The sequence below is a fragment of the Pseudomonas sp. H2_A10 genome, from assembly GCF_054680085.1.
Genome location: NZ_CP162821.1, coordinates 98367 through 115626, shown reverse-complemented (window position 1 = coordinate 115626; position 17260 = coordinate 98367). Strand labels below are relative to the sequence as shown.

Annotated in this window: 21 protein-coding genes and 1 tRNA gene; 6 read left to right on the top strand and 16 right to left on the bottom strand. The window is 59.0% G+C overall.

Annotated features, from left to right (window positions below; genetic code table 11):
* Positions 1-202 precede the first annotated feature (202 nt).
* From AB4O23_RS00585 to AB4O23_RS00515, 15 genes are all read right to left on the bottom strand, one after another.
* Positions 203-436 carry a hypothetical protein gene (locus tag AB4O23_RS00585; RefSeq protein WP_017529923.1) on the bottom strand — a complete coding sequence of 78 codons (234 nt, stop codon included), beginning with the start codon at positions 434-436 and terminating at the stop codon, positions 203-205.
* A gap of 107 nt (positions 437-543) precedes the next feature.
* A complete protein-coding gene (gene sctL / locus AB4O23_RS00580; protein WP_068933662.1) occupies positions 544-1134 on the bottom strand; it encodes a type III secretion system stator protein SctL in 591 nt (196 codons plus the stop codon).
* A complete protein-coding gene (locus AB4O23_RS00575; RefSeq protein WP_017529921.1) occupies positions 1112-1693 on the bottom strand; it encodes a hypothetical protein in 582 nt (193 codons plus the stop codon). Before AB4O23_RS00575 ends, sctL begins: the two co-directional genes overlap by 23 nt.
* On the bottom strand, positions 1686-2468 hold the full coding sequence (gene sctJ / locus AB4O23_RS00570; RefSeq protein ID WP_017529920.1) for a type III secretion system inner membrane ring lipoprotein SctJ: 783 nt from the start codon (positions 2466-2468) through the stop codon (positions 1686-1688). Before sctJ ends, AB4O23_RS00575 begins: the two co-directional genes overlap by 8 nt.
* A gap of 4 nt (positions 2469-2472) precedes the next feature.
* Complete coding sequence (locus AB4O23_RS00565) at positions 2473-2838, bottom strand: hypothetical protein (protein WP_460061715.1); 366 nt, start codon at positions 2836-2838, stop codon at positions 2473-2475.
* A gap of 87 nt (positions 2839-2925) precedes the next feature.
* Complete coding sequence (locus tag AB4O23_RS00560) at positions 2926-3084, bottom strand: hypothetical protein (protein ID WP_017529918.1); 159 nt, start codon at positions 3082-3084, stop codon at positions 2926-2928.
* 168 nt (positions 3085-3252) lie between these two features.
* Positions 3253-4167, bottom strand: a complete 915-nt coding sequence (locus tag AB4O23_RS00555) for a sigma 54-interacting transcriptional regulator (protein WP_460150363.1) — start codon at positions 4165-4167, stop codon at positions 3253-3255.
* Between the two features lie 257 nt (positions 4168-4424).
* Positions 4425-5525 carry a redox-regulated ATPase YchF gene (ychF, locus tag AB4O23_RS00550; RefSeq protein ID WP_017529916.1) on the bottom strand — a complete coding sequence of 367 codons (1101 nt, stop codon included), beginning with the start codon at positions 5523-5525 and terminating at the stop codon, positions 4425-4427.
* 21 nt (positions 5526-5546) lie between these two features.
* Positions 5547-6131 carry an aminoacyl-tRNA hydrolase gene (pth, locus tag AB4O23_RS00545; protein ID WP_017529915.1) on the bottom strand — a complete coding sequence of 195 codons (585 nt, stop codon included), beginning with the start codon at positions 6129-6131 and terminating at the stop codon, positions 5547-5549.
* A 166-nt stretch (positions 6132-6297) separates the two neighbouring features.
* Positions 6298-6897: a 50S ribosomal protein L25/general stress protein Ctc gene (locus tag AB4O23_RS00540; RefSeq protein ID WP_003171597.1), complete on the bottom strand. Its 600-nt coding sequence runs from the start codon at positions 6895-6897 to the stop codon at positions 6298-6300.
* Positions 6898-7035: 138 nt separating this feature from the next.
* Positions 7036-7977 (bottom strand): ribose-phosphate pyrophosphokinase, encoded by a 942-nt coding sequence (locus AB4O23_RS00535; protein WP_003171603.1) that lies wholly within the window; start codon positions 7975-7977, stop codon positions 7036-7038.
* Positions 7978-8023: 46 nt separating this feature from the next.
* A tRNA-Gln gene (locus tag AB4O23_RS00530) sits at positions 8024-8098 on the bottom strand.
* Positions 8099-8135: 37 nt separating this feature from the next.
* On the bottom strand, positions 8136-8987 hold the full coding sequence (ispE, locus tag AB4O23_RS00525; protein ID WP_460070262.1) for a 4-(cytidine 5'-diphospho)-2-C-methyl-D-erythritol kinase: 852 nt from the start codon (positions 8985-8987) through the stop codon (positions 8136-8138).
* Position 8988: 1 nt separating this feature from the next.
* A complete protein-coding gene (gene lolB, locus AB4O23_RS00520; RefSeq protein WP_017529913.1) occupies positions 8989-9606 on the bottom strand; it encodes a lipoprotein insertase outer membrane protein LolB in 618 nt (205 codons plus the stop codon).
* A gap of 4 nt (positions 9607-9610) precedes the next feature.
* Positions 9611-11335, bottom strand: coding sequence for a tetratricopeptide repeat protein (locus AB4O23_RS00515; protein ID WP_065877337.1), 1725 nt, complete (start codon positions 11333-11335; stop codon positions 9611-9613).
* A gap of 182 nt (positions 11336-11517) precedes the next feature.
* Between AB4O23_RS00515 and hemA the strand changes: the two genes are divergently transcribed.
* The 6 genes from hemA to AB4O23_RS00485 all read left to right on the top strand — a co-directional run bounded on the left by hemA (position 11518) and on the right by AB4O23_RS00485 (position 16874).
* Entirely contained in the window at positions 11518-12807 is a 1290-nt protein-coding gene (hemA, locus tag AB4O23_RS00510; RefSeq protein ID WP_065877336.1) for a glutamyl-tRNA reductase, read from the top strand.
* Positions 12804-13886 (top strand): peptide chain release factor 1, encoded by a 1083-nt coding sequence (gene prfA, locus AB4O23_RS00505; protein WP_017529910.1) that lies wholly within the window; start codon positions 12804-12806, stop codon positions 13884-13886. The genes hemA and prfA overlap by 4 nt, the downstream gene beginning before the upstream one ends.
* Positions 13887-14717 carry a peptide chain release factor N(5)-glutamine methyltransferase gene (gene prmC, locus AB4O23_RS00500; RefSeq protein ID WP_017529909.1) on the top strand — a complete coding sequence of 277 codons (831 nt, stop codon included), beginning with the start codon at positions 13887-13889 and terminating at the stop codon, positions 14715-14717.
* Positions 14711-15466: a molybdopterin-synthase adenylyltransferase MoeB gene (locus tag AB4O23_RS00495; RefSeq protein ID WP_017529908.1), complete on the top strand. Its 756-nt coding sequence runs from the start codon at positions 14711-14713 to the stop codon at positions 15464-15466. Before prmC ends, AB4O23_RS00495 begins: the two co-directional genes overlap by 7 nt.
* Positions 15459-16253: a glutamate racemase gene (murI, locus tag AB4O23_RS00490; protein ID WP_137219987.1), complete on the top strand. Its 795-nt coding sequence runs from the start codon at positions 15459-15461 to the stop codon at positions 16251-16253. The genes AB4O23_RS00495 and murI overlap by 8 nt, the downstream gene beginning before the upstream one ends.
* Positions 16254-16355: 102 nt before the next feature.
* Positions 16356-16874 carry an acyloxyacyl hydrolase gene (locus AB4O23_RS00485; RefSeq protein ID WP_065877333.1) on the top strand — a complete coding sequence of 173 codons (519 nt, stop codon included), beginning with the start codon at positions 16356-16358 and terminating at the stop codon, positions 16872-16874.
* 74 nt (positions 16875-16948) lie between these two features.
* Here the strand turns inward: AB4O23_RS00485 and AB4O23_RS00480 are convergent, their stop codons facing one another.
* A complete protein-coding gene (locus tag AB4O23_RS00480; protein ID WP_017529905.1) occupies positions 16949-17254 on the bottom strand; it encodes a YkgJ family cysteine cluster protein in 306 nt (101 codons plus the stop codon).
* Positions 17255-17260: the final 6 nt, after the last annotated feature.

Sequence of the window (17260 nt, the reverse complement as noted above, 5' to 3'; positions counted from 1 at the left end):
GTAGCTTACGAAATGAGGTGGGCGCAGATTCCCGCCCGGCCTTGTTCCGGCGCGCAGTGACGCTGCGCCAGGTATCACGGTGGTTGGAAAGTGCTTTGGCGGGGAACTCGTCAGGCTGGGCTGATCGAGGTGAGACCAGGGCCGCGGCGGAGTGTGTACTCGTGGGCCACTCCCAACGTCAGCCGGGATTGGCTGCCAGTCACTAGACGACATTGATGGCGGATTTAAGCGTTTCGTGCTTGTAGCTGAGATAGGTCGAGTTCACCGCCAGGTTGTTCACAAGGGCGGACTTTTGCTCATTGAGCTGTTCGAAGAGCCGTGCGAATTCTTCAGTGTCTTCGCTGGTAATAACCTCGCTACCGATCTGGTCGAGGCGCTTTTCGGAACGGACTTGCTCTCTGTAGAGACTGTTGGATACGCGTGAGTCGGTATTCATCGCTTGAGCTCCGGTGGGGGTCTGCTCCTGTGTGGTGCCTGAGTGATGGCCAGTTCCATTGACCGACATACTTCATAAAAGAAGAAAGGCTCCAGCGATAAAAGTTGTTACTTGGTCTGGGCCTTGGGGGGGATTACCACCAGGTTATCGAGGGCATGGGCCCAGTTGATGTGAAACCCACCCTCTTGTGTCTCAAGCAGCAGCGACTGGGCGGCGAGTCCATCTTCCACTTGAAGTGTCCAGGGCACGTTGCAGTGCAGGTTGAGCCATAGCTCGACGTGCTCGCGGTCCAGTGGGTTGCACATCAGGTTTGCCTCGACCGCAGGCAGTTGCGCCGCCAGCAGCTTATTGAGCAATGCGCTGAGGCGTTGAGCGGGTACGGCCTCCTCCAGGAGGCTTCGAATGGCGGTATTAATGACCGAGGTCGCGGCGTGTTCCAGATGGTCGACCATCATCTGGCGCTCAGACTCCCAACGATGCAGTTGGGCATTGGCACGCTGCCAGAACTCATCGCTGGCGCGTTCGAGCATCTGCTCGCATTGGTCCTCGGCTTGGCGTATGAGCGCCTGCGCTTGGGTTTGGGCGTGATCAAGCAATTGCTGCGCCTGGGAGTGTTCGGCAAGCATTTGCCTGGGGATCAGCGCCGTTGGCAGATCGTGAGGCTGGGTCTTCAGCTCAATCTTGTGGGCGCAAAACATGCTGGGAATTCTCTTGGGAGGCACGCAGGGTGTTATCGACGGTGGGAGAGGTTGCGCGCCAGACAGTGGCTTGCCACAGGGTATCCAACCGGCCATGGGTGTCCGCCGGTTTGGGATGTCGTTCCAGCTCGAGCACCCTTGGGCGCGCAAAGCACAAGCGCAGCCGCTGCCAGATAGCAGGGGCGACCCACGCGCGCAGATATTGCAAGGGATCATCGATGCTCGACGAGGCCGGGCCAGGCGGCAGTGCCTTGGCCAAGCGCTGGCACCAAAGCAGTTGTTCCTGATTCAAGCGCTTGTCATGGGGCGCGTTGTACACCTCATTGACGAGGATGAGCACGAGGTCCCGTTGCTGCGCGCTGCTCAGCACCAGGTGTAACAATGCCGAAGACGCGGCCGGGGGCAGCTCGGGCTCGATGCCGAACAGGCTGCTCACACGGCGGTGATGGCTGCGTGAAAGCGCTGCGGCGTCGACAAAGCCCGTTTGGGTGAGCCAATCGATGTGGGCATGTTTCCACGGCAAGGCCCACCATGTTGCCCAACTCAGGTCTTCACTCATGAGCCTGTGCCAATGCAGGCTCTACAGGGTTGGGCTGTTTGCCGCGGCGCCATAACCGCCAGCCAACGCCAGCCAGGATGAGGGCGACCAGAGGTAATAAAACGCTGGCGCGCCAAAACCCCAGGTCATGCTCCGGCACCAGGAACGGGCCGAAATACACCAGCTGTTGCTCTTCCTTGTAGGCGATGGCCGGTACGAAAATCACGGTCAGTTTTACGGTGTTGTCTAGGGCCGAGGCCATCCCGGGGATGCTGCTGGCCACCATCCTGCGCACACGCGGGTTTATTTTGTCCGGGTCCAATCGCGGGTCATGCTTGATGAATACCGAGGCGGAGGCCGGCTGTACCGGCTCGCCTGGCGCGACTCGTTCAGGGAGCACCACGTGAACCCGGGCGACGATCACACCGTCTATGTTCGATAGGGTCGACTCCAGTTCCTGGGACAGCGCGTAGATGTAGCGTGCACGCTCTTCCAGAGGCGTGGAGATGACGCCTTCCTTGCGAAATACGTCCCCCAGTGTCGAACGGGCCAGCCTGGGCAGCCCCGCAGCGTCCAGGGTACGCACCGCTCGACTTATGTCACTGGCATTGACGCGAACGGCGACGCCGTCTTTGCCTGGGATTTTCTGGGCGCGGATCTGTTTATCGGCCAGTTCTGCGATGACTTCGTTAGCTTCCTGCTCAGAGATGTTGCGATGAAGCTCTACGCTTTCACCACAGCCAGTCAGCATCAGCGCCGATGACAGAAACACGAGGGCGATCAGGCGGCGATACATGCATCTACCCCAGGTTTGAAATTTTATCGACGCCTTTTGCGATTGCGCCAATGACCTTGACGCGTGACATCACGTCTATATGCGCCTCGGCGAGCGATTGGGGAAACTCGTTCGCATCCTTGGTCTTCTTGTTCTGGCTTGCATCCCGAAACCCTTTGGATACGCGTCTGGACAGTGTTAGCGACTCAGTGGAGTCCCAGGGCGATGCGGCAGAGGCCAGGGCGGGCGCAATGCCGTTACCGGACTGTTCGGTGGTGTTGAGTTGGGCGTTGAAAAAATTAATGTCAGAAACCGCGCTGTTCGCGTCTGGCGTGTCGACCTGGGCAGCGATGGTCGCGTTTTTTCGAAACCCGGCATGGGTAATATCCATGTGAACCTCTATCGAACGAATCAGGTGCTGTGCCTGCAGTGAGCGTAAAAACCTCCTCAACCTGCGGGTTGAGGAGGCTCGTCTTACTTAGGCGAATCGCAGGGATTTAATGCGGCCCGCTTTAGCTGTGGTCAGTTCTTGCTCAGCGGTTTTTTTTGCTTCTTCAACCACTTTTCGTTCTTTGTCTGCGTTGATTGCGTCCAATTGTGCTTGGTTGCCAGCGCTACCACCAATGCCAGAGATCATAGATCACCTTTCAAGTTTTAAATAAAAGAGTGATAGCAAGTAACCTGCTATCTGTGCATGTTGAGCGACGTTGAAGTTGCTCAGGCTTTGGGTGGTTGGTTACAAATGAAACGTTCCATTTTATTGCGCGTGAAATATTTAAATTCATTTCGGTTGGTGCGGTAGTGTTTATATTTCGAGTTGTTTCATCCGGTAATAGAGTGTGCGCTTTACCACCCCCAACTCAGTCGCCACGCTATCGACACAGTGGTCGTTGCGCTGCAGTGACTCTTCAATCAGCGCTTTTTCGATTTGTTGCAGGCGGGTCTTGAGGCCTATTTCGTTACCTTGTGGGTTGCTCATCGGGGTTGCGAGCGGTGCCAGGCCCAATACGAAGCGTTTGGCGACCGAGCGTAGCTCACGAATGTTTCCCAGCCAGGAATGGCAGAGTATTTGTTGCAACAACTGGGCGGGCGGGGTTGGCGCAGGACATTGGAACTGTTCGGCCTCCTGCCGGACCATGTTGAGAAACAACGGGATGATCCGTTCTCGTTGGTCGCGCAGGGCGGGAAGCTGGAGGCTGACAATGTTCAATCGAAAGTACAGGTCACGTCTGAAAGTGCCTGATTCGACCATCTGGTGCAGCGACTGCTGGGCTGAGGCAATGACGCGCATATCCACCGGGATGAAACGGGTTGAGCCTAGGCGCTCCACGCCGCGAGACTCCAGTACCCGCAGCAGTTTGGCTTGCAGGTTCAACGGCATGCTGTCGATCTCGTCGAGGTAAAGCGTGCCCAGATGAGCGGCTTCCACAACGCCTGCCCGCGACTGCACCGCCCCCGTAAAGGCGCCGCTGTTGACCCCAAACAACTGGCTTTCCGCAAGGCTTTCGGGGATGGCCGCACAGTTCACGGCAACGAAGTTACCGCGCCGTCCCGATAAACGATGAACCCGTTGGGCCAGCGTGTCCTTGCCGGTGCCGGTTTCTCCCAGCAATAAAATATCGATGTTGAGTTTCGCGGTGCTGTGAAGCGTACTTTCAATGTCTGGGTCTTCCAGGAACGACATGTCCGTTTCAACTTCCCCATGACAGGAATTCAACATCGAAGGGGTGCTCCATTATGTTTCGCGATTGAGAAGGCCGTGATCAGCCACGCCTTCACTGGCGCGAAAAATTATAGGTTTCTCACACGGAGCTTGAAGTAGGAAGTTACGTGAATGCTGTAGGAAAAGTTAGATAGGTTTATGTTTTGTTGTGGCTAATTACGAACGCGTCAAAGTTCGGGTGTTAAATAATTGCCCACAAAAAAGCCGATGCAATGCATCGGCTTTTTAAGTGCGGGGTAAGCCGCGAATACTACTTACACGTTGAAACGGAAATGCATCACGTCGCCATCCTTGACGATGTATTCCTTGCCTTCCAGGCGCCATTTACCGGCTTCCTTGGCACCGGCTTCACCCTTGAACTGGATAAAGTCGTTGTAGGCGATCACTTCGGCGCGGATAAAGCCTTTTTCGAAGTCGGTGTGGATCACGCCGGCAGCCTGTGGCGCGGTGGCGCCGACTTTGACGGTCCAGGCGCGGACTTCTTCGACGCCGGCGGTGAAGTAGGTCTGCAAGTTGAGCATTTCGTAGCCGGCACGGATCACGCGATTCAGACCAGGCTCTTCCAGGCCCAGGGCCTCAAGGAACATATCTTTTTCTTCGCCGTCGTCGAGTTCGGCGATTTCCGCTTCGATCTTGTTGCACACCGGAACAACTATGGCGCCTTCTTCGTCGGCAATGGCCTTGACCACATCCAGCAGCGGGTTGTTCTCAAAACCGTCTTCAGCCACGTTGGCGATGTACATTACCGGTTTGGTGGTCAGCAGGTGGAAGCCCTTGATCACGGCCTTCTCATCAACGCCCATGTTCTTCATCAGGCTGCGCGCAGGCTTGCCTTCGGTGAAGTGAGCGATCAACTGCTCCAGCAGGCCTTTCTGGACCACTGCGTCCTTGTCACCGCCCTTGGCGTTACGCGCAACTTTCTGCAATTGCTTTTCGCAGCTGTCGAGGTCGGCGAAGATCAGTTCCAGGTCAATGATCTCGATGTCGCGTTTCGGGTCGACACTGTTGGAGACGTGAATCACGTTCTCGTCTTCGAAGCAGCGGACCACGTGGGCGATGGCATCGGTTTCGCGGATGTTGGCCAGGAACTTGTTGCCCAGGCCCTCACCTTTCGATGCGCCAGCCACCAGGCCGGCGATGTCGACGAATTCCATGGTGGTTGGCAGGATGCGCTTGGGGTTGACGATGGCTGCCAGCGCGTCAAGACGCGGGTCCGGCATCGGCACGATACCGCTGTTGGGTTCGATGGTGCAGAAGGGGAAGTTCTCCGCCGCAATACCGGACTTGGTCAAAGCGTTGAACAAGGTGGATTTGCCGACGTTGGGCAGGCCGACGATGCCGCAATTGAATCCCATGGTGTTTCCCCTCGGTAAGAGTCAGGCCTTCTGGCTGTGCAGGTTTTTCATCGCACGGTTCCATTCCCCGGCGAAGATATCCGGCAGCACGCCGAGGGCAAAGTCGATGCTGGCATCGAGTTTTTCCTGTTCGGCGCGTGGCGCACGACCCAGGACGAAATTTGAAACCATACTGGCAACGCCTGGGTGGCCAATGCCGAGCCGCAGGCGGTAGAAATTATTCTGATTACCCAACTGCGCGATGATGTCGCGCAGGCCGTTGTGCCCACCGTGCCCGCCGCCCAGCTTGAGCTTGGCAACGCCGGGTGGCAGGTCCAGTTCGTCATGGGCCACCAGGATTTCTTCGGGTTTGATCCGGAAGAAGCCCGCAAGCGCCGCGACAGACTGGCCGCTGCGGTTCATGTAGGTGGTGGGAATCAGCAGACGAACATCCTGACCCTGGTGCGAGAAGCGCCCGGTCAGGCCAAAATACTTGCGATCGGCCGCCAGGTTTACACCCTGGGCATGGGCGATACGCTCAACAAAAAGGGCCCCCGCGTTATGCCGGGTCTGTTCGTATTCGGCGCCTGGATTTCCCAGGCCAACGATCAGTTTAATGGCAGTCACGACAGGGGCCCTTCCTTTGGAGTTGTGGATAACATCGCCGACCTGAGTGCGGCGAAAGTGGATGACAGGAGCTCACTTATCCAGAGATAAACTTCGCGTTGTCGCCCGCTTTCTCGCTACGTTCCGGTCCGCGATGTTGCCTCAAGCTCCGGCAAGACAGAGTGAATTACTCTGCAGCGCCTTCTTCAGCTTCTGGTGCAACGCGTGGAGCGTGTACGTTTGCAACAGCTTTGTCGTCACCGTGAGCCAGTGCAACGAACTCAACGCCTTTAGGGGCTTTGAGGTCGGACAGGTGAACGATTGCGCCGATTTCCAGAGCCGACAGGTCGACTTCGATGAACTCAGGCAGATCTTTCGGCAGGCAAGTCACTTCGATTTCGTTCAGGACGTGAGAGATCTCGCCGCCTTTCTTGACCGGAGCTTCTTCACCAACAAAGTGTACTGGAACGATAGCGGTCAGTTTCTGACCGGCTACGACGCGTACGAAGTCGGCGTGCAGTACGTGACCCTTGGACGGGTGACGTTGCAGGGCCTTGATGATGACGTTCTGCTTTTTGCCGCCAACGTTCAGTTCGATAACGTGGCTGTAGGCAGCATCGTTTTCGAGCAGTTTGGCAACTTCTTTAGCCAGCATGCTGATGGATTCAGGGGCTTTGTCGCCACCGTAAACTACAGCTGGAACCAGGCTTGCGAGACGACGCAGGCGGCGGCTCGCACCTTTCCCCAGGTCGGAACGCAGTTCAGCATTCAAAGTAAAGTTGTTCATGTTGTATCTCCAAATTAACCACATTCGCCCCAGCGTTTGCGACCAGCGCTAAAGGCGATATGGGCAAAAAAGCCCCGCCCCAACAGAATGCTGGGGCGGGGCGCTTTTCGTCAGGTTGATGTCGCTAAGGTTTGACCCTTAACGGAACATCGCGCTGATCGATTCTTCATTGCTGATACGGCGAACCGCTTCGGCAACGACCGGTGCGATATCCAGTTGACGGATACGCGCACAGGCTTGAGCAGCGGCGGACAACGGGATGGTGTTGGTCACCACCAGTTCGTCCAGCACGGAATTCTCGATGTTCTCGATCGCTCGGCCCGACAGCACAGGGTGTGTGCAGTAGGCGAAGACTTTAGCCGCACCGTGCTCTTTCAAGGCTTTAGCCGCGTGGCACAGGGTGCCGGCGGTGTCGACCATGTCATCAACCAGAATACAGGTACGCCCTTCGACATCACCGATGATATGCATCACTTCAGAGTGATTGGCTTTCTCGCGGCGTTTGTCGATGATCCCGAGATCCACACCCAGGGATTTGGCAACGGCCCGTGCACGCACGACGCCACCAATGTCCGGGGACACGATCATCAGGTTTTCAAAGCGCTGATCTTCGATGTCATCCACCAATACGGGGGAGCCGTAGATGTTATCTACCGGAATATCGAAGAACCCCTGGATTTGGTCAGCGTGCAGGTCAACCGTGAGAACACGGTCGATGCCTACCACGGTGAGCATGTCAGCAACGACTTTCGCGCTGATAGCCACCCGTGCGGAACGCGGACGGCGATCCTGACGGGCATAACCAAAGTAAGGGATTACAGCTGTGATTCGAGTCGCTGAGGAGCGGCGGAAGGCATCAGCCATCACGACGAGTTCCATCAGGTTATCGTTGGTCGGAGCGCAGGTCGGCTGAATAATGAATACGTCTTTACCGCGAACGTTTTCATTGATCTCGGCTGTAATTTCGCCGTCGGAGAACTTACCGACAGAGATGTCACCGAGAGGGATATGCAGCTGACGTACGACACGTCGAGCCAGATCGGGGTTGGCGTTCCCCGTAAAGACCATCATCTTGGACACGCGCAGTACCTAGAGGCTGAGGGTAACCTGGATGAGTATTAGAAAATGGCAGGGGCGGCTGGATTCGAACCAACGCATGGCAGGATCAAAACCTGCTGCCTTACCGCTTGGCGACGCCCCTGTATCTGTTGCAACGAGTACCCAGTACTCGATTCCTTTTAGAGCAGACTTTGCAGCTTGCGATGCAACATCGAAACGTTGCTTCCCTTTGCTACAAACCCTGTAAGGGTCTCTGTAAGAAGGGCCGAGACTTTATCAGCTTCAGCTTTGCTTGGGAAGCCCCCAAACACACAACTTCCAGTTCCGGTTAATTTTGCTTCGGTAAATTTACCTAAAAAATTCAAAGCGTTACGTACCTCTGGATAACGCCTTGCTACAACCGGTAAGCAGTCATTTCGACTGTTTCCCTTGGGAACGGGGCGCACTTTAATGGGAGAAGAGTTACGTGTCAACAACGGATCTGAAAAAATTTCTGCTGTACTTACAGATACTTGCGGGACAAGCACGACATACCACGGCTCTTCGGGGAATTGCGGGGTAAGTTTCTCCCCTACGCCCTCGGCAAAAGCCGCATGCCCATGCACGAAAACCGGGACATCGGCGCCCAGCGTGAGGCCCAGCGCGGCCAGGCGATCTTGGCCCCAGCCCAGTTGCCACAAGTGGTTGAGACCCAGCAGGGTGGTCGCGGCATTTGAGCTGCCCCCGCCGATCCCGCCACCCATCGGCAGGATTTTATCGATCCAGATGTCGATGCCCTGCGAACAGCCGGATTGTTCCTGAAGTTTTTTTGCCGCCCGCACAATCAGATTGCTGTCGTGGGGCACGCCGTCGAATTCGGTGTGCAGTTGGATCATGCCATCGTCGCGTACGGCGAAGGTCAGCTCATCGCCATAGTCGAGAAATTGAAACAGCGTCTGCAACTCGTGGTAGCCGTCTTCGCGGCGCCCCAGAATGTGCAGCATCAGGTTCAGTTTGACCGGGGAGGGCAGAGTCAGTTTGTCTACGCTCACGTCACTGCCCCAATTTGCGCGGTTGCCAGTCCTTGATCACCAGCGTCACGTCCAGGTCGGTACCGTGCAGCTTGATGCGCTCGGGCAGCCAATAACCGCTTTGTTGCACATAACTGAGGTACTCGACCTGCCAGCCATCCTGTTCCAGGGTGGCCAGGCGGCTGTCACCGTTGAGGCTCAGGCGACTCTTGCTGTCCGGCGCGGGCAGGCCGCGAACCCACCACACCAAGTGCGAGACAGGCAGCTTCCAGCCGATCTGCTCTTGCAGCAAAGCTTCCGGTGACGTCGCTTCATAGCGGCCCTGGTTGGCCACTTCAAGGCTCACCTGCCCCGGACGCCCGGTCAGGCGAGCCGCGCCACGGCCCAGTGGGCCCGATAAACGAATGTCGTAATAATCCTGGCGTTGCAGCCAGAACAACGTGCCGCTGCCGGAGTCTTTCGGTGCGCGCACCCCGACTTTGCCTTCGATCTGCCAGCCATCGATGCTGGCTAGCTGATCCTTATGCTGCTTCCATTGCGCCGGGTTGCCCTGGCCTTCAACGGATTCACGGTTGCCCAGGCCTGCGCAACCGGCGAGCAGGGCGATAAGACTGAACATTACAACGTGGCGCAAGAACATAAGCTTAAAGGGTCTCGGATCCGGTCAGGCGCTTGATGGTGCCGCGCAGGATGGGGCTTTCGGGTTGTTCGTTGAGGAATTTTTCCCAGATTTGGCGTGCTTCGCGCTGTTTGCCATTGGCCCACAACACTTCGCCTAGGTGGGCGGCGACTTCCTGATCGGGGAAGCGCTCCAGCGCCTGGCGCAGCAAACGTTCGGCTTCGTCCAGGTTACCCAGGCGGTAGTTCACCCAGCCCAGGCTGTCGAGCACGGCCGGGTCTTCGGGGTTGAGCTTGTGCGCTTGTTCGATCAGTACCTTGGCTTCGTCGTAGCGCGTGGTGCGGTCGGACAAGGTGTAGCCCAAGGCATTCAGCGCCATGGCGTTGTCGGGGTCGCGCTTGATGATCAGCCGCAGGTCTTTTTCCATCTGCGCCAAATCGTTGCGTTTTTCCGCCTGCATGGCGCGGGTGTACAGCAGATTCAAGTCGTCGGGGAATTGCAGCAAGGCTTGTTGCAGCAGTTTCCAGGCGCGCTCGCCCTGATTGTTGGCTGACAAGGTTTCGGCCTGGATCAAGTACAGTTGGATTGCGTAATCCGGCTCGGCATCGCGGGCGGCGGCCAGGCGTTTTTCGGCCTCGTCGGTGCGGCCGTTGCTTATCAGGATATCGGCTTGGCGCAACTGAGCCGGCAGGTAGTCATTACCGGGGCCGACCTGGGCGTATTCGAGCAGGGCGGCCTGTGGGTCGTTGCGCTCTTCAGCGATACGGCCCAGGTTCAGGTGCGCGGAGTCCACGTGGCTTTCCCGGGCAATCAGCTCTTCCAGATACCCCTTGGCCTCGTCCCAGGCCTTGGCTTCCAGGCACACCAGCGCCAGGGAGTAACGCAGTTCGTCATCGTCCGGGTATTGCTGGACCAGGCTGGCGAACTGCACTTTGGCGTCCTCCATGCGGTCCTGCTCGACCAGCATGCGCGCATAAGTCAGGCGCAGGCGTTTGTCTTCCGGGTACTTCTTGATGCTTTTTTCCAGCAGTACAATCGCTTCCTTGCCACGATTGAGGTTCTGCAGCAGGCGCGCGCGCAGCAGGATCGGCGCGACCTCGCCCTCTTCCGGCGGGTTCTGCTCCAGCAGCTTAAGGGCCGCTTCGGCTTCGTCATCCTGTTGCAGCAACAACGCCTTGCCGAAAATCAGCTGGCTGTTCTTTGGATGCTTTTGCAGCAGGCGGTCGAAACCTTTCATCAACCCATTGCGCGTGTCCTGGTCGGTGTCGGCGGCCGATAGCGCGAGAAAGTCGAAATGCGTGTCACCCTTGCCCTGCAGGACTTTCTCCATATACACCATGGAGTCGTCATAACGCCCTGCTCGTGCCAACTGAATGGCGGCTGCGCGCTGCGCTTCCAGATCATCGGGCGCGTTTTTCGCCCAGATCAACGAGGTATCCAGCGCAGCCTGATCGGCACCCAGGTACTCGGCGATGCGAAACGCTCGCTCGGAGATTCCCGGGTCCTGGGTGTTGATGGCCTGGGTCACGTAATTATCCAGCGCAATGTCGAAGCGATTGCGTTGGCCGGCCAGTTCCGCACTCAGCAGGCTGAACACCGTTTCTTCACTGAACGAGGAGTAAACCTTGGGCTTTTCAGGGGCGGGAGTGCTGTCTTCCACCGGCGGGGTACCGTCCGGCGACACGGGGGCCAAGGCCTGGCAGCCGCTGAGGAAGACAAAAGCAAGGAGCAACGCGGAGGATCTATTCATATAGGAAGAGGACGACTAACCTGCGGTCGGATCATCATGACACAAGCCTTCGGCCAAACATAACCGAGTCTCAGTGGATACCTTTATAGGCACAAGGTATAGGGACAATAGACGACGGTGGTTGTTCTGAATCTTTCGAAGTAGGACAATTGTCGGCTTCCCGACATCATCAGCGATATTGAATGGCCTTCCTCGCACTCGGTATTAACCACAAGACTGCCTCCGTAGACGTGCGCGAGCGCGTGGCGTTTACCCCAGAGCAGTTGGTTGAGGCCTTGCAGCAGCTCTGCCGGCTCACCGACAGCCGCGAAGCTGCGATCCTTTCAACCTGCAATCGCAGCGAACTTTATATAGAGCAGGAACATCTCAGCGCGGATGTCGTCTTGCGCTGGCTGGCGGATTATCACCATTTAAGCCTCGATGACCTGCGCGCCAGTGCCTATGTGCACGAAGACGATGCGGCAGTTCGTCACATGATGCGTGTGGCTGCCGGTCTCGATTCGCTGGTACTCGGCGAGCCGCAGATCCTCGGCCAGATGAAGTCCGCCTACGCGGTAGCGCGCGAGGCCGGTACCGTCGGCCCGCTGCTGGGTCGCCTGTTCCAGGCCACGTTCAATTCGGCCAAGCAGGTGCGCACCGACACCGCCATCGGCGAAAACCCAGTGTCCGTGGCGTTTGCCGCCGTCAGCCTGGCCAAGCAGATTTTCAGCGACTTGCAGCGCAGCCAGGCCTTGCTGATCGGCGCCGGTGAAACCATCACTCTGGTGGCCCGCCACCTGCATGATCTGGGTGTGAAGCGCATCGTGGTCGCCAACCGCACCCTGGAGCGCGCAAGCATCCTGGCCGAACAGTTTGGCGCCCACGCCGTGCTGCTGGCGGATATTCCGGCCGAGCTGGTGCGAAGCGATATCGTGATCAGCTCCACCGCCAGCCAATTGCCTATTCTTGGCAAGGGCGCGGTGGAAAGCGCGCTGAAGCTGCGCAAGCACAAGCCGATCTTTATGGTGGATATCGCCGTTCCCCGGGATATCGAGCCCGAAGTCGGCGAGTTGGACGACGTTTACCTCTACAGCGTCGATGATCTGCATGAAGTGGTCGCCGAAAACCTCAAGAGCCGCCAGGGCGCTGCCCAGGCCGCCGAGGAAATGGTCAGCACCGGCGCCGAAGACTTCATGGTGCGCTTACGTGAACTGGCGGCGGTGGACGTGCTCAAGGCGTATCGTCAGCAGGGTGAACGCCTGCGCGACGAGGAGTTGCTCAAGGCTCAGCGCTTGCTGGCCAACGGCAGCAGCGCCGAAGAGGTGCTGATGCAACTGGCTCGCGGCCTTACCAACAAGCTGCTCCACGCGCCCAGCGTGCAATTGAAAAAGCTTACCGCCGAAGGCCGCCTCGATGCGTTGGCCATGGCCCAGGAACTCTTTGCCCTCGGTGAGGGCGCGTCAGAAAGCTCTTCGGATAAAAAACCGCAATGAAAGCGTCACTGCTCAATAAACTGGACGTGCTCCAGGACCGTTTCGAAGAACTGACCGCCTTGCTCGGCGATGGCGAGGTCATCTCCGATCAGGCCAGGTTCCGCGCTTATTCCAAGGAATACGCCGAAGTCGAGCCTGTCGTGGCGACCTACAAAAACTTGCTGAAAGTGCAGGCCGACCTTGAAGGTGCCCAGGCGCTGCTCAAGGACAGCGACCCGGACATGCGCGAAATGGCCGTGGAAGAAGTCCGCGAAGCCAAGGACAAACTGGCCGAGCTGGAAGGCGACCTGCAACGCATGTTGCTGCCCAAGGACCCCAACGACGGGCGCAACGTGTTCCTCGAAATACGCGCCGGCACCGGTGGCGACGAGGCGGCGATTTTTTCCGGCGACCTGTTCCGCATGTATTCGCGCTATGCCGAGCGGCGTGGCTGGCGGGTGGAGATCCTGTCCGAGAACGAAGGCGAGCACGGGGGCTATAAAGAAGTCATCGCGCGGGTCGAAGGCGAGAATGTCTACGGCAAGCTGAAGTTCGAATCCGGCGCGCACCGTGTACAGCGGGTGCCGGCGACCGAATCCCAGGGCCGCATCCATACCTCGGCGTGCACGGTGGCCGTATTGCCCGAGCCGGATGAGCAGGAAGCGATCGAGATCAACCCGGCGGACCTGCGCGTCGACACCTACCGCTCGTCGGGCGCCGGTGGCCAGCACGTCAACAAAACCGATTCGGCGATCCGCATCACCCACTTGCCGTCGGGCATCGTGGTGGAGTGCCAGGAAGAACGTTCCCAGCACAAGAACCGTGCCCGCGCCATGTCCTGGCTGTCGGCCAAGCTCAACGACCAGCAGACCAGCGCCGCCGCCAATGCGATTGCCAGCGAGCGTAAATTGCTGGTGGGCTCGGGCGACCGTTCCGAGCGCATCCGTACCTACAACTTCGCCCAGGGCCGGGTCACCGACCACCGGGTCAACCTCACCCTTTACTCCCTTGACGAGATCCTCGCCGGTGGCGTCGATGCGGTGATCGAGCCGCTGCTCGCCGAATACCAGGCCGATCAATTGGCGGCGATAGGTGAATAAATGACCATCATCGCCAGCCTATTGCGCGCCGCCGACCTGCCGGACTCGCCCACCGCGCGCCTGGACGCCGAATTGCTGCTGGCCGCTGCCCTGGGAAAATCGCGCAGCTACCTGCACACCTGGCCGGAGAAAATCGTCAGCAGCGAAGATGCGCTGACCTTCGCCGGCTACCTGCAACGCCGCCGCGCCGGCGAGCCGGTGGCTTACATTCTTGGCCAGCAAGGTTTCTGGAAACTCGACCTGGAGGTCGCGCCGCACACGCTGATCCCGCGTCCGGACACCGAATTGCTGGTGGAAGCGGCGCTGGAATTATTGCCGGCCACGCCCACCCAGGTCCTCGACCTGGGCACCGGCAGCGGCGCCATTGCATTGGCCCTGGCCAGCGAGCGTCCCGCCTGGCGGGTCACGGCCGTTGATCGCGTGCTGGAGGCAGTGGCCTTGGCCGAACGCAACCGCCAGCGCCTACACCTGAACAACGCCACGGTGCTCAACAGCCATTGGTTCAGCGCCCTGCAAGGTCATACTTATGACCTGATCATCAGTAACCCGCCCTACATCGCCGATAACGACCCGCACCTGGCGGCGGGCGATGTGCGTTTCGAACCGGCCAGCGCGCTGGTAGCGGGCCATGATGGCCTGGACGACCTGCGCTTGATCATCAAAGAGGCTCCGGCCCACTTGAATGCCGGTGGCTGGCTACTGCTCGAACACGGTTACGACCAGGCTCTGGCCGTGCGCGATCTGTTACTGAGCCAGGGCTTTGACGACGTGCATAGCCGCATCGATCTGGGCGGCCACGAACGCATCACGTTGGGGCGCCGGCCGTGCTGACCGACCAAGAGCTGTTGCGCTATAGCCGACAGATTCTGTTGCAGCATGTCGACATCGACGGCCAACTGCGTCTGAAAAACGCCCGCGCGTTGATTGTCGGCCTGGGTGGCCTGGGCGCGCCCGTGGCGCTGTATCTGGCGGCCGCCGGCGTGGGCGAGTTGCATCTGGCCGACTTCGATACGGTTGACCTGACCAACCTGCAACGCCAGATCATCCATGACACCGACAGTGTCGGGCAGGCCAAGGTCGATTCGGCCATGCGCCGCCTGACGGCGATCAACCCGGACATCGCCTTGGTTCCTCATCGCCGCGCACTCGATGCGGACTCCCTGGCGGCGGCCGTGGCAGCGGTGGATGTGGTGCTCGATTGCAGCGACAACTTCTCCACCCGCGAAGCCGTCAATGCGGCCTGTGTCGCTGGCGCCACGCCCTTGATCAGCGGCGCGGCGATTCGCCTGGAGGGGCAATTGTCGGTGTTCGACCCGCGCCGCGCCGACAGCCCGTGTTACCACTGTTTATATGGGCACGGCAGCGACACCGAGCTCACCTGCAGCGAAGCCGGCGTGGTAGGGCCGCTGGTCGGTTTGGTGGGCAGCCTGCAAGCGCTGGAAGCCTTGAAGCTGCTGGCCGGCTTCGGCGAGCCGCTGGTGGGCCGCTTGTTGCTGATTGATGCCTTGACCACGCGCTTTCGCGAGTTGCGCGTCAAGCGTGACCCAGGTTGCAGCGTCTGCGGGACGCAGCATGGTTAAGGGCGCGCCGGTCGGTGTGTTCGATTCCGGTGTCGGCGGCTTGTCGGTGCTGGATGAAATCCAGCAACTATTGCCCCACGAATCACTGCTGTATGTCGCCGATGGCGGGCATATCCCCTACGGCGAGAAAACCCCCGCATTCATTCTTGAACGCTCGCGGCGGGTGGCCGAGTTTTTCCGCGCGAAAGGCGCCAAGGCATTCGTGATCGCGTGCAACACGGCCACCGTCGCGGCAGTGGCCGATTTACGCCAGGACTACCCCGACTGGTCACTGGTGGGCATGGAGCCCGCCGTCAAACCCGCCGCTGCCGCTACCCGCAGTGGTGTGGTCGGCGTGTTGGCCACCACCGGCACCCTGCAAAGCGCCAAGTTCGCAGCCTTGCTCGACCGTTTCGCCACCGATGTGCAAGTGATCACCCAGCCATGTCCGGGCCTGGTGGAATTGATTGAAACCGGAGACCTGAACAGCCCGGCCCTGCGCCAGTTGTTGCTGGGCTATATACGCCCGCTGCTCAGTGCCGGTTGCGACACCATCATCCTCGGTTGCACCCACTATCCCTTCCTCAAGCCCCTGCTGGCACAGATGCTGCCCCCCAGCATCATCCTCATCGACACCGGCGCCGCCGTGGCCCGCCAGCTCAAGCGCTTGCTGGGCGAGCGCGACCTGCTGGCGGTCGGCCCGCCCGAGCCCGCACAGTTCTGGACCAGCGGCGATGTGCGTCATCTCAGAAATATCCTACCGACACTATGGAAACATTCCGGAGTTGTGCGAAGCTTCGATTCGTGAAAATTTCGTGAAACGTCGCTGAACTTCTGGCTGTGGGTCAGCTTCTATAGCGAGATGGCCTGTACAAAACCATACAACTTCGTTTTCAAAGGATTGTTTCTTATGAAGCGCTTGTTCTGTTTGGCTGCAATCGCAGCCGTAGTGGTGGGACACTCGGTTTCAGCCCAGGCTGCCGGCCTGGAATTGGGGGTGGGAAGCACCAGCGACTCCACCATGACCTATCGGTTGGGGCTGACTTCGGAGTGGGATAAAAGCTGGTGGCAAAGCGACGTGGGCCGGTTGACCGGCTACTGGAGCGGCGCCTACACCTACTGGGATGGCGACGAGCGTGCCGGTGCCAGCAGCCTGTCGTTTTCGCCGGTGTTTGTGTACGAGTTTGCCGGGCAATCGGTCAAACCCTACATCGAAGCCGGGATCGGCGTGGCGGTGTTCTCCCGTACCCAACTGGAAGACAACAACATCGGGCAGGCCTTCCAGTTCGAAGACCGCCTGGGGTTCGGCCTGCGGTTTACCGGTGGACATGAAGTGGGCATTCGCGCCACGCACTACTCCAACGCCGGCATCAGCAGTCATAACGATGGGGTCGAGAGCTACTCGCTGCACTACACCCTGCCGTTGTAATTCCTCACAACACTGCAGGTCTCCTGTGGGAGGGAGCAAGCCCCCTCCCACATTTGATCTCCATAAGTTTTAGATCAGCGGTAGGCCGTGGCGATTCCTTCGCGCTCTTCCAGGCATTCCGGCGCGCCCATCTCGAACTCCCGGCAAATCAGCGGCCGCCGTTCATAAATCGTACACATCATCGTGTCCCGATCCAGCGCCGCGCACCAGCCGTCGTCCAGGCGCAGCATCACTTCGCCGCCCCAATCGTCCGTGTCGATATAGCGCTCCGGCACGCCGGTGTCGGTGATCAACATGACTTCCAGCTGGCAGCAGCAGGCGGCGCACGTTGAGCAGGTGACGGCGGGTTCGGTGATTTGGGTGTGGGGGATGTTGGTCATAGGCGC